Origin of the sequence: Dactylosporangium sp. NPDC049742, assembly GCF_040674675.1 — a bacterium.
GTDB classification, from domain to species: Bacteria; Actinomycetota; Actinomycetes; order Mycobacteriales; family Micromonosporaceae; genus Dactylosporangium; species Dactylosporangium maewongense.
In genome coordinates this window covers 44,261-56,036 of the sequence record NZ_JBFANF010000077.1, presented here as the reverse complement: position 1 = coordinate 56,036, position 11,776 = coordinate 44,261, and the positions used below count along the sequence as shown (strand labels likewise).

Genomic DNA, 11,776 nt, shown 5'->3' with positions numbered 1-11,776 from the left:
CCCGCCCGCGCGACCGGTGCGGTGGACCCGGCGGTCGCGGACCTGGTCGACCGGCTCGAGACCGGCTGGGACGCGTTCACGGTCCGGCCCGTCCACGCCTGGGACGCCGCCACCGCGGCCTCCGCCGTGCTGGAGCGGACCGACCCGGCCCGCGCGCTGCGGCTGCTCGACCGGCAGCGGGACCTGGCCGTCGCCTGGGAGGACGAGGGCCGCCGGACCGCCCACTACATCAGGTCCCTCGCCCTGCTGGCACGGGCCGGCACGGCACCGGCGCTGTGGACGGTGCTCGACTCGCCGGAGCGGCTGCGGGAAGCGCGGGAGCAGATGCTGGCGGACTCGTCGCCCGCCGCGCTGACGCTGCTGGCCGTCGCCGCGGTGCGGCACGACGAGGACACCACGGGGCTGCGCGCCCTGGCCGCGCTGCGGGCGGTGGCCCCATCGGCGATGGCCGCCCGCGCGGAGGCGTACGGCTTCGTCGAGGGGCAGCTGCTGCTCGGTCAGGGGCTCGCCCACGAACGCGACGGCGACCCCCCGGCGGCCGTCCTGCGGTTCCTGGCCGCCGCCGACGCCGCGGCCGCCGTGCCCGTGGCCGGCGAGGTCCTGCGGGCCGTCACCTGCGCCGCCGACCTGGTCCGCGCCGGCCACCCGGTGGACCTGCCCGCCGTCGCGAGGTGGTGCGCGGCGGGAGCGCTGCGTGTGGAGCTGGCCGCGCCCAAGGCCGGACCGGCCGCGATCCAGCGCCTCATCGGGCTCCTGCTGCCGGCCGCGACGCGCGACGGGTTCGACGCCGAGGTGGTGCTGCGTCTGCTGCTGGCGGCCAAGGGTCGGCGGACGGCCGCGCAGCTGACCGGCAGCACGACCGGCTGGACGCCCGACCCGCCGCTGCGGGCCCTGCTCGCCGAGGAGGTCGCCCGGGCCGCGCTGCTGCCCGCCACCGCGCCGGAGCAGCACATCGACGCCGGGCTGACGCTGACGGCGTACACGAGCGACTACGAGACCTCGGCGACGGACCACCCCGCGGGCGCGCTGGCCAACCTGCGGCGGGCGGCCGAGCGGCAGATCCTCGCCGCGATCACCCCGCACGGCTCCCCCGACCCGGACCCGGCGCTGGGCGACGTCGCCGCCGCCCTCGACGCGCGGACGGCGCTGCTGGTGCTCTACGACGGCGCCCACGACGGGCGGTCCGCCATGTACGGGCTGCTGCTCACCCGCGACCGGTGCCACCTGAGCATCACCGTCGGCGACGCGCCGCACCTCGCCGATCCGGTCATCGCCCTCGGCCACGACGGCCGGCAACGCGTCCACGTGCCGCACCTCGGGTTTCAGGTCGACGCCGTCCGCCGGGCCGTCCAGGAGGAGCCCGCCCCGCGCCCGGTCAGCCGCGACGGTGCCGAGCAGCTCGCACAGCTCGACGCCTGGGCGCTGCGGGCCGTGCGCGACGCCGCCGGCGAGCTGCGCGACGCGGGGATCACCCGGCTGCTCGTCAACCCGCACGGCGCGCTGCACTTCGCGCCGCTGCACCTGGCCGGCGCCGCCGGGGAGCCGCTGGCCGACCGGTTCACCGTGAGCTATCTGGCCAACCTCGCCCAGCTGCTCCACGTCGCGGACACCGGGCCGCGCCGCGACGGGGCGGCCGTGTTCGCCCTCGGCTACGAGGACCAGCCGGCGCTGCCGACCCTGACCTCGTCGGCGGCCGAGGGGCACGCGATCGGGGCGATCCTCGGCGTCGACCCCGTCCTCGACGCCGCCGCGACCCCGGCGGCGGTGCTCGCCGCGCTGCGGGAGCGCCGCTGGGTGCACCTGCGGGCGCACGGCCGGCACGACGCCGACGCGCCCATGTTCCAGACCGTGTTCCTGTCGGCCGCGGACGGCGGCGACGGGCGGCTGCTCGCCCACCACATCGTGCCCCTCGACCTGCGCGGGCTGGAGCTGGTCACGCTCGGCGCCTGCGAGACGTCGCTCGGGCGCATCGACCCCGGCGACAACCTGCGGGGACTGTCGGCGGCGCTGCTGACGGCCGGCGCGCACGCGGTCATCGGCACGCTGTGGGTGGTCGCGGCGGACGCGAGCACGACGTTCTTCACCGCGCTCTACGGCGCGCTGCACGGCGGCGCCGCCGTCGCGGACGCGTTCCGCACCGCCCAGCTGGCGACGCGGCGGCACCACCCGGAGTACCGGGACTGGGGCGCCTTCTACCTGACCGGAGGACATCACCCGATGACCGGGCGTGAGGACGACGTATGACCATCGTGGAACTGCCCGAGGCGCCGCTGCACGCCGTCCGCCTGGACCCGCACGAGCGACCCGTGCTCGGCCCCGGCGACCCGCCCGCGCCGCGGACCGGCCGGCTCGCCGTCGGCCTGCCCGTCGTCCTGCCGCTCACCGTCGACACCGTCGACGAGCAGACCCGGCCGTTCCTGCGGGCCCGCACCGGATCCACCTTCCATCTGCTCACCATCACGACCAGCTTCACCCACGACGACGGCGAGCCCTTCGAGTCGGCCTGGGTGGACGTCAGCCTCCGCCGCGACGGTGGCGCCGCGGGCGAGCCGCCGGTCGCCTGGTCGATGCGGCCGCGCACGGCCGCGGAGCCGGTCCCGGTCAGCCGGAAGGTGACGCTGAGCCCGACCCTGAAGCTCGGCGTCCCCGGCGCCAATCTCGAGGCGGGCGCGGGCGGCGGCACCGAGCGCCAGGTCACCTACACCCGCCAGGACGTCACCCTGGAGGCGCTCAACGAGGGCACCAGCGACCCGCGCTGGGTGTTCTACCGCACCGACGCCCTGCAGATCCGCGGCGTGCACACCCTCTGCCTGGTCGCCGACATCGCCGCCGGCGCCCGCGGCACCGCCTCGATCCAGATCGGCGCGACGATCCGCGGCCGCCGCCTGAAGGTGTTCCGATACACCGCCGCCGTCACCGACGTGCCGGCGGCGGCGAGCGTCGCCTTCGGCTGAAGGGCCGCGAGCACGACGCCCGCGGCCCTTCCCGGTGGCGCGTCAGAGGTCGGCGGGGCCCGATGCGACCGCCTCGCCGACGGCGCCGGTGCGGCGGGTCGTCGCGCGGGTCTCACCCACTGACACGCGGTCGGCGGCGACGAGCGAGGCGCGGGCTGCGGCCTGGGACTGCTCGCCGGTCACCCCGCCGCGGATGCGGTTGTCGGCGCCGACCCGCGCCGCCGGGGTGTTGCCGCCGAGCTGGAGCTGGCCGCTGATGATGTTGTCCTCGAGGGACACCCCGCCGGTCGTGTTGGTGATGCTGACGTCGCGGCCCCAGTACCCGCCGGACGCGCAGCCGTCGAGGGTGCCGTTCGGGCCGAGCTGGACGCCGCCGAGGTTGCCGGCGAACGTCGCCTTGCCCTTCACCGCGCTGCCGCACACGACGCTGCCGGTCGAGTTGTTCAGCACCGACAGGGTGCCGTCGACGAACGAGTCGTGCACGTCGGTGTAGTACGCGCCGCTGCTGCTGACGTTGCCGGTGACCTCGGTCAGCTGGTCGAGGCGGGCCTCGCCGACGTTGACGCTGACGCTGCCGTTGACCTTCGTGCCCTCCACGAACAGGAAGCCCTCGACGGTGGCGGTGCCCTTCGGGCGCACCGTCACCGTGCCGCTGCTGCCCTGGCGCAGGTACACGCCGAACCCGCCGGCGGCGAGCACGACCTGGCCGCCGATGCTGGTGCCGGTGGCGTCCAGGTAGCCGTCGGCGGCGATCCGGACCTCGCCGCTGATCGTGCCGCCGGAGACGACCAGGTTGGCGCCGGACGCCACCTGGACGTTGCCGGTGATCGTCGTGCCCTCCAGGGAGCAGGACTCCCCCGCCGGGACGTAGAGGTCGTTGGGCACGGTCACGGCGCCGCCGGTGCCGACGCAGTACGTGATCAGGCCCGCGTTCGCCTGCGCCGCGGGGGTGGCGAACACCGCGACGAGCGACAAGGCGGCGACCGTGGTGACAGAACGACGCATGGAACGGCTCCTCATGAGACGGAAGAACGGGAGGCGGCGCGCACGATCGCGCCCTGGTCCCGGCGGGTGAGCACGCCGCTGGTCACCAGGGGCGCGGTGACGGCGTCGACGTGCCGGACGAAGGCGGCGTGCGAGGGGTAGCCAGCGTGCTCGGCGATCAGGTCGTTGACGGTGCAGCCGTCGCCGGTGTCGACGTTGGCGACCCCGGAGTCGACCCCGCCGATGACGACCGTCGGCCGGTCGTCGGAGTTGGGGCAGGCGTCGGTGCCGGGCGGCACGACGGTGAACGTCACGGTCTGCGGGGCGGAGACGTTCGACGCCTGGTCGGTGGCCTGGTAGGCGACGCTGTGCGTACCGGCGGCGCTGACGACGACAGGAGCGCTGTACGCCGTCCAGACCCCACCGTCGAGGGCGTATTCGATCGAGCGCACCCCCGACTGGCTGTCGGTCGCGGTGATCGTGACGGTCGCCGGGCTGGTCCCGGTCACCGTCGCGGTCGCGACCGGCGGCGTGGTGTCCTCCACCGGCGGCTCGGTGACGGTGAACATCACCATGCCCTCCGGCGAGCGGTTCCCGGCCACGTCCGTGGCCCGGTGGTGCAGCATGTGCGCGCCCGGGGCGGTGACGGTCACCGGTGCCGTGTACGGCACCCAGGCACCGCCGTCCAGCTGGGTCTCCACGGTGGCGACCCCGGATCCGCTGTCGGTGGCGGTGACCGTCACGGTCGCGGACCTGGTGCCGTCGCCGGCGACCACGGCGGTCACGGTCGGCGGTGTGGTGTCCACCGGCCCGGGTTCGGTGACGCTGAACGACACCGACCCGGTCGCCGACGTGTTGCCGGCGACGTCCGTGGCGCGGTACTGCACCGAGTGGTCGCCGACCGCGGTCACCACCACCGGCGCGGTGTACGGCTGGAAGCTCGTGTCGTCGAGCTGGTACTCGACCGACGCCACCCCTGAGCCGCTGTCGGTCGCGGTGACCGTGACCGTCTTGGCGAAGGTGCCGGTGACGGTCGCGGTGACCGTCGGCGGGGTGGTGTCCCCACCGCCGCCGCCGGTGACCACCAGCTCGCCGACCATCAGGCTGTGCCCGGGGATGGAGCAGAAGTAGCGGTACCGGCCGGGCGTCAGCGTCACGGCGACCTCGTGCCGGCCGTTGCTGGCGTCGAACGGGTTGGCGAGGATGTTGACGCTGACGTCGTGGTTGTACCCCTCCGTCGAGGTGTCGAAGGTGAGCGTGTGCGGCATCCCGGTGGTGTTGCCGGTCGCCGCGCTGTTCTCGAACACGATCGTCGCCGGCCCGGCCACGGCCTCGGTGGGCGCCGTCTTGTACCGGGTGATCTCCCCGTCGGTCGTCCAGGTGAGGACCTGGTCGGCGGCCCGCGCGGGCGAAGGGACGACCACGAGCATCGGCAACAGCACCACGAGCACGCTCAGAAGAACACGGCGCAGCTTCACAGCGACCTCACCCGCAGGTTGCGGAACTCCATGACGTCGCTCGTGCCGTGGTTCTGCAGGCCGAGGAAGCCGCTGGTGAACTGCCGCAGATCCGTGGACGGGTCGCCTGCCCGGGAGGACTGCTTGCCGGGCGTGTTGTCGAACTCGTTGATCACCACGCCGTTGCGCGCGATCGTGTAGTGCTGCCCCACGACGCGGACCTCATATTCGTTCCACACACCTTTCGCGGTCGCGCCCCCGGTCGTCGGCACCGGGTCGAAGTTGTAGATGGAGCCGGTCTTCTGTGGTTCGCCGGTGTCGCCGTCGTACAGCTGGATCTCGTGCCCGCAGTAGATGGCGACCCAGGCCTGGGACGTGCGGGCCGAGCCGACGGTCCCGCAGCTGCCCGCCGGCCGCTGCTCCAGGGGTGTCCGCGGGTCGGGGAACCGGGCGAAGACGCCGCTGTTGGCGCGGGCCGTCCCCGGTGCCATGTCCCGGAACTGGAGCTTGAAGGAGAAGTCCCCGAATTCGCGGGCGCCGTACCAGAGCATCCCGAGCCCGCCGTCGGTGCGCAGCGTCCCGTCGGCCTGGAGCACGAACTGCCCCGACGGCGCCTGCACCCATCCGCGCAGCGACTCCGGGGTGCCGTCGAAGATCGCGTCATAGCCGGTGTGGCCGGTCCGTCCGATCGGTCCGGCGGCCGCGGTACGGGTGAGCGTCCCCGCCTCCCGCCCGTTGAGCACCCCGGCGGCCACCAGGCGGTCGGCGACCGCGGAGACGTGCCGCACGAAGCCGTCGTGGTCGGCCCAGGTGCTCTCGTCGTCGATGAGATCGTCGACGGTGCAGTGCCCGCCGGCGGTGCGGTTGGCGACGCCGGTGTCGGAGTCGCCGAGGCGGACCGTGGCGCCGCTGTCCGGCACGGCGCAGTCGACGTCGACGGTGGTGCGCACCTCGACCGTCGCCCCGCCGGCGTACGTGACGGTGAGTTTCGCGGTGTACGAGCCGACCTTCGCATACGTGTGCCGCGGGTTCGCCTCGGTGGACGTGCCGCCGTCGCCGAAGTCCCAGCGCCACGAGACGCCGCCGGAGCGCAGGCCGTTGAACGCGTAGGTGAGCGGCTTGTTGTGCACCGCCACCGCGCTCGCCGCCGGCACCGGGGTCGCCGGGCCGCCCTGGTACGCCACCCGAATCAGCTTCTGGTTGGGGTGCAGGCTGAAGAAGCCGCCGCCGTAGTCGAGCATGTACAGGGCGCCGTCCGCGCCGAACTTCGCGTCCATCCAGCTCTGCAGCCGGTTGTCGCCGCTGCCCGACGGGATGATGGCGCGCAGCGACTCGGCGAAGACCGGCGGCGCCGCCGCGGCCACCCCGGCCGGGTCGACGGTGACCGCGATCCGGTTGCTGGCGTTGGACTCGTCGCCGATGAACCACTTGCCGTCCCAGTACGCCGGCCACGCGACGCCGCTGTTCTGGTTCACCAGCTCACGGTGGTAGCTGGGGCCGGACATGACCGCCTGCCCGCCGCCGCGCAGGTAGGGCTGCGTGTAGGTGGCGTCGGCCGCGACGTACGTCGGCACGCCGCTGCCGTCGGCGCGCGGCGGGAAGACCGGGCCGCCGCCGTCCGGTGAGTACCAGATCATGTTGTTCTTCACCGGCGGCAGGTCGACCAGGCCCGTGTTGCGGGGCGAGGTGTTGCGCGGGTGGGCGCAGTCGTACCAGCCGGTGAGGACGGTCGCGTCGGTGTCGCTGCGGTCGCGGTACGGCTGCCGGTTGCCCATGCAGTACGGCCAGCCGTGGTTGCCCGCCTCGGTGATGACGGTCGCCGTCTCGTACTTGGCCGGGCCGAGCGTCGGGCTCGGCGACGCCGCGTCCGGGCCGACCCACGCGGCGGTGAGCCAGTTGCGGACCGGGTCCCACTGCAGCCGGGCGATGTTGCGCACGCCCATCACATAGATCTCGGGGCGGGTCTTGTCGGTGCCGGGCGGGAACAGGTTCCCGGCCGGGACCGTGTACGTGCCGCCGGGCTCCGGGTGGATGCGCAGGATCTTGCCGTTGAGGTCGTTGGTGTTGCCGGCGGTGCGCCGCGCGTCCTGGAACGACGTGCCCGCGAACTCGGCGGTCCAGTTGTTGCCGGAGTAGCCGCTGGAGCCCTCGGAGGAGTTGCTGTCGCCGGAGCCGACGTACAGGTTGCCGGCCTCGTCGAACGCCATCCCGCCGCCGGCGTGGCAGCAGCTGTGGATCTGCACCGGCCACTGGATGAGGTCCTTGCGGGTGGCCTGGTCGATGCTCTGCGCGGCCTTGTCGTAGGTGAACCGCGAGATCGTCCGCTGCCCGATCCTGGTCTCCCGGTTGATGGAGGCGTGCGGCATCCAGTACACGTACAGCCAGCCGTTCTGCGCGAAGCCGGGGTCGGCGACGACGCCGAGCAGCCCCTCCTCGTTCTTCACCAGCTCCGAGCCGCTGCCCCGGTTGCCCATGACCGGCAGGGTGGTCAGCAGCTTCACGGTCTTCGCCGCCGGGTCGTACCGGTGGATGGTGCCGCAGCCGAGACCGACGTCGGGGTTGGCCCAGTCGACGATCGGCCCGCTCGGGCAGGCGGCCTTGCCGACGTAGAAGATCGACCCGTCCGGGGCCACGGTCAGGCCGTGCGCCTCGCCGATCTGGTCCAGCTGCCCGGTCTGGTTCGCGGCGGTGAGCCGCTCGACGCGGTAGTTGGCGGCGATCGTCGCCTGGCAGTCGCCGCGCTCGACGCCGGTGGTCCAGCGCAGCGCGCCGCCGAGGTGGGCGCGGAAGTCCCGCTCGGCGTAGCTGCCCTCGGTGTGGCCCATGCCGGTGTAGAAGGACCGGCCGCCGTCGTAGTCGCGGCACCACGACACCGGGTGGAACGGGCCGTTGGCGCCGGCGCCGGCGACGTGCTTCCACTCCTCGACCTGCGCGACGGTGTGCACGGTGCCGACCGGGTTCGGGTCCCAGTTGTACCAGCGGTCGGAGCGGGTCAGCTTCAGCGGCAGCGACGCGGTCGCCGGGTGCTGCCGGTCCAGCACGTCCACCACGCCGGCCTGCACGACCGGCGGCGCGGGCGGCTCGGCATCACCGGCGAACAGCCGCAGGTCGGCGAGCTGGATGAGCGGCTCGCCGCTGTTGGCGGTGATGTTCAGCCGGTACCGCGGGTACACCGTGGTGTTGGTGATGTCGAACCGGCGGGTCTGGAACCGCTCGGCGAACGTCTGCCCGGTCCGCCGGTCGAGGTCGACCCAGGTCTGCCCGTCGGTGGAGCCCTGCAGGGTCCAGTCCTTCGGGTCGCGGCCGGGGAAGTCGTTGGCCGACGTGAGCGCGTAGCCGTTCACGGCCGCCGGGGTGCTCAGCTGGTACGCGACCCAGCCGGTCGTGGCGAACGTCAGCCACTTGGTGCCGGAGTTGCCGTCGGCGAGCTTCTCCTTCGTCTCGTTCGGCGGGTTCTCGGCGCTGGCGGTCACGGCGCTGACCGGCAGCGCGTTGGGGATCGCGCCGACCGGGCGGCTGCCGATGAGCCCGGTGAACCAGGTCGAGTCCGGCTGGGCCTTGGCGGCGTCGCCGATGCCGAGGAATCCGTTGCCGGCCTTGACGTAGGCCTGCAGCGCGGTCTCCTGGTCGCGGCTGAGCACCGCGCCGGCGGCGGAGAGGAAGACGACGCCGCGGTACTTGGCGAGGTTGTCCGCGGTGAAGACGGCGGGGTTCTCAGATTCGGTCACCTCGATGCCGCTGTCGGCCCCTACCTCGGTGATCTCGTCGGCGGCGCGGGCCACCGGGTCCAGCTGCTCGGTGGCGGGGCCGTGGAACAGCAGGACCTTCGGCTGTTCGGCGGCCGCCGCGGGCGGTGCGGCCGCGGCTTCGGCTGTGAAGGTCGGTTGGGCACTGTTCAGAAGGGTCAGCGCGACGGTGGCGGCAACCATGCGCCGCCATTGGGTGAACCTCATCGGAAACCTCCGTGGAAGCCCCCGGCTTGAGCCGTGGGGAGGAAACTGAACCCCTGCGGAGCAGCGCAGAATTGGCCGATCCGCCACCAAGGCGGATCGGCGCCTATCCGCGCGCCGCCGAAACGTTCCCTGTTTGGCGTGCTAGCTTGCGAGGCTTGTCCAGGACTGTGAAGCGGGCGTTCAAGTACCGCTTCTATCCGGGTACCGAGCAGGCTTCCGAGCTTGCCCGGACGTTCGGCTGTGTCCGGCTGGTGTACAACATGGCGTTGCAGGCGCGGACCGAGGCGTGGACGCTGCGGCAGGGGCGGGTCAACTACAACGCCACCAGTGCGCTGCTCACCGGATGGAAGAAGACTGAGGAGCTGTCGTTCCTCAACGAGGTGTCCCTGGCCACGGGTGCGGTCGGTGTCGACGCCGGGCTGGACAGCCTGCTCACCCTGTCCACCGGTGAGAAGATCACCAACCCGAATCACGAACGCCGGGACCGGGCCGCGCTCGCCCGCGCCCAGCGTGCGCTCGCCCGCAAGGAGAGGGACTCCGCGAACCGGGCCAAGGCACGGCTGAAAGTCGCCCGCGTCCACGCCCGGATCACCGACCGCAGACGCGACCACCTGCACAAACTGAGCACTCGGCTCGTTCGTGAGAACCAAACGATCGTGATCGAGGACCTGACCGTCCGCAACATGCTCCGAAACCACAGCCTGGCCCGCGCCATCAGCGACGCAGCCTGGCGGCAGTTCCGCACCATGCTCGAATACAAATCCGACTGGTACGGCCGAACCCTGGTCGCCGTGGACCGATGGTTCCCGTCGTCCAAACTGTGCTCGACGTGCGGTGCGCACGCTGAGCGGATGCCGCTGAACGTCAGGTCCTGGACATGCCGGTGCGGCACAGCCCACGACCGGGACATCAACGCGGCCCGCAACATTCTCGCGGAGGGGCTCTCCGTGATCGCCTGTGGAGGCGGTGTAAGACCCCAACGGACGAACGTCCCGATGGGGCAGTCGTCGATGAAGCAGGAAACCCAACGGGCGACCGCTGGAATCCCCTGCCTGTAGGCACGGGGAGGATGTCAACAGGCTCCTTCGTCGGTGGATTGTCAGCCGCCGTGGGTGTGGACGTGCGGCTGGACGGTTGCGGTGGTGGCGGCGGGGTCGTGCGCGTGGCCGTGGAAGCGGTCGATGGCCTCCTGGGCGCCGGGCGGCATGCTGCCGTCGGCGTTGCGCACCAGGAACAGGCCGGCCATGCCGGTGTCGGAGTGGGCCTGGACGTGGCAGTGGTACATCCACGCGCCCGGCCCGACGCCCTCCCCGGCGAGCACCTGGAACCCGAACGAGCTGCCCGGGTTGAGGTCCTTGTTGTCGATGACGAGGCTCGGGTCGGCGGGGCCCTCGAGCATCCCGGTCCGGTTGTCCGCCCACCGGTGGGCGTGCAGGTGGAACGTGTGGAAAAGGCTGCCGTGGCCGATGGCGGTCCACTCGACCCGCTGCCCGAGGTTCGCCTCGAACATCGGCGTGTCCGGCGCCACCCGGTTGTTGATCTGCATGTCGTTGAACACGACGGTGAACTGCTTGTCGGGCAGGATGTCGCCGCGCCGGCGGACGGTCAGCGCGCCGTACAGCCCGCGCGCCACGCCGCCGGTGCCGTGGTCGGTGCCCATCGCGTGGTCGTGGTAGTGCCAGTAGCCGGCGCTGCCGGGCATGAACCGCCGCCCCGCCGCGGCCGTCATCTCGTGCGAGCGCCAGGTGTAGGTCCTGGTCTCGCCGGGGTTGTTGAACGACGCGTGCAGTGGGCTGCCGTCGGACTCGGTGCTGTAGTCGACGCCGTGCGGGTGGATCGACAGCCGCTGGTTCGTCGTGTTGACCAGGGTGACCTCGAGCGTGTCGCCCTCGTACATCTCCAGCGTCGGCCCCGGGACGGTGGCTTGTCCGGGGGCGAGCCCGTAGCCGTACAGGTTGCCCGGCAGCGCCTCGGCGTAGATCGTCACCTTGCGGGTCGCCCCCACGGCCAGCGCGGGTAAGCCCTGCTGCGGGGAACGGGCGAGCGCGGGCGTCAGCGCGGTGCCGAGCCCGGCCGCCGACGCCGCCAGAGCACCCCCCACCAGCATCGATCTGCGCGACGTACCTCGACGGAACATCCATCCCCCTCCGCTCTCTCGCGAGGGGGTGTGCGCACACCGGGCACGGTCAACCGCCACCCCGGCATCCCCGTCACGAGCCACCAATCGACTTCTGTCGATTCGCTGCCAACTTATGTACGGGGCGAGCAAAAGTAAAGACTTGCATCTATAAAGAAGGCACTCTATGAACAGAAGTCACTGTAGTGCACGAACCGGACACCTGGATATGTAAAATCTTGTCTTAGCCAGCAGCCGGCGAACCCCGGCAACCCGGTCGACACCTGCGCGGAATCCGGGCGGCAGGTCGGG

At 72.5% G+C, this 11,776-nt stretch carries 7 protein-coding genes; 3 read left to right on the top strand and 4 right to left on the bottom strand.

Going from position 1 to position 11,776, the window contains the following annotated elements; all coding sequences use genetic code 11:
- Together AB0J72_RS51115 and AB0J72_RS51110 are read left to right on the top strand one after the other, a co-directional pair.
- On the top strand, window positions 1-2,244 hold a 2,244-nt coding region (locus tag AB0J72_RS51115), incomplete at its 5' end, for a CHAT domain-containing protein (protein WP_363413906.1).
- Window positions 2,241-2,954 carry a hypothetical protein gene (locus AB0J72_RS51110; RefSeq protein WP_363413903.1) on the top strand — a complete coding sequence of 238 codons (714 nt, stop codon included), beginning with the start codon at window positions 2,241-2,243 and terminating at the stop codon, window positions 2,952-2,954. The genes AB0J72_RS51115 and AB0J72_RS51110, both read left to right, overlap by 4 nt.
- A 42-nt stretch (window positions 2,955-2,996) precedes the next feature.
- Here AB0J72_RS51110 and AB0J72_RS51105 read toward each other — a convergent pair whose 3' ends face one another.
- Genes AB0J72_RS51105 through AB0J72_RS51095 form a run of 3 tightly spaced genes read right to left on the bottom strand, consistent with a single transcriptional unit; the run spans window position 2,997 to window position 9,348 of the window.
- Complete coding sequence (locus tag AB0J72_RS51105; protein ID WP_363413900.1) at window positions 2,997-3,959, bottom strand: hypothetical protein; 963 nt, start codon at window positions 3,957-3,959, stop codon at window positions 2,997-2,999.
- 11 nt (window positions 3,960-3,970) lie between these two features.
- Window positions 3,971-5,389 carry a plastocyanin/azurin family copper-binding protein gene (locus tag AB0J72_RS51100; protein ID WP_363413897.1) on the bottom strand — a complete coding sequence of 473 codons (1,419 nt, stop codon included), beginning with the start codon at window positions 5,387-5,389 and terminating at the stop codon, window positions 3,971-3,973.
- Window positions 5,390-5,412: 23 nt separating this feature from the next.
- Entirely contained in the window at window positions 5,413-9,348 is a 3,936-nt protein-coding gene (locus AB0J72_RS51095) for a ThuA domain-containing protein (RefSeq protein ID WP_363413895.1), read from the bottom strand.
- Window positions 9,349-9,419: 71 nt separating this feature from the next.
- Here AB0J72_RS51095 and AB0J72_RS51090 point away from each other — a divergent pair, with 71 nt between their 5' ends.
- Window positions 9,420-10,406, top strand: coding sequence for an RNA-guided endonuclease TnpB family protein (locus AB0J72_RS51090; RefSeq protein ID WP_363413892.1), 987 nt, complete (start codon window positions 9,420-9,422; stop codon window positions 10,404-10,406).
- Between the two features lie 41 nt (window positions 10,407-10,447).
- On the opposite strand, the gene AB0J72_RS51085 is transcribed toward AB0J72_RS51090, so the two are convergent.
- Entirely contained in the window at window positions 10,448-11,455 is a 1,008-nt protein-coding gene (locus tag AB0J72_RS51085; RefSeq protein ID WP_363413889.1) for a multicopper oxidase domain-containing protein, read from the bottom strand.
- Between the last annotated feature and the right edge of the window lie 321 nt (window positions 11,456-11,776).

Excerpts from the sequence above, each read along its gene's own strand:
- AB0J72_RS51110 (WP_363413903.1), top strand. The coding sequence starts at position 2,241 with ATGACCATCGTGGAACTGCCCGAGGCGCCGCTGCACGCCGTCCGCCTG.
- AB0J72_RS51105 (WP_363413900.1), bottom strand. The coding sequence starts at position 3,959 with ATGCGTCGTTCTGTCACCACGGTCGCCGCCTTGTCGCTCGTCGCGGTG.
- AB0J72_RS51095 (WP_363413895.1), bottom strand. The coding sequence starts at position 9,348 with ATGAGGTTCACCCAATGGCGGCGCATGGTTGCCGCCACCGTCGCGCTG.
- AB0J72_RS51085 (WP_363413889.1), bottom strand. The coding sequence starts at position 11,455 with ATGCTGGTGGGGGGTGCTCTGGCGGCGTCGGCGGCCGGGCTCGGCACC.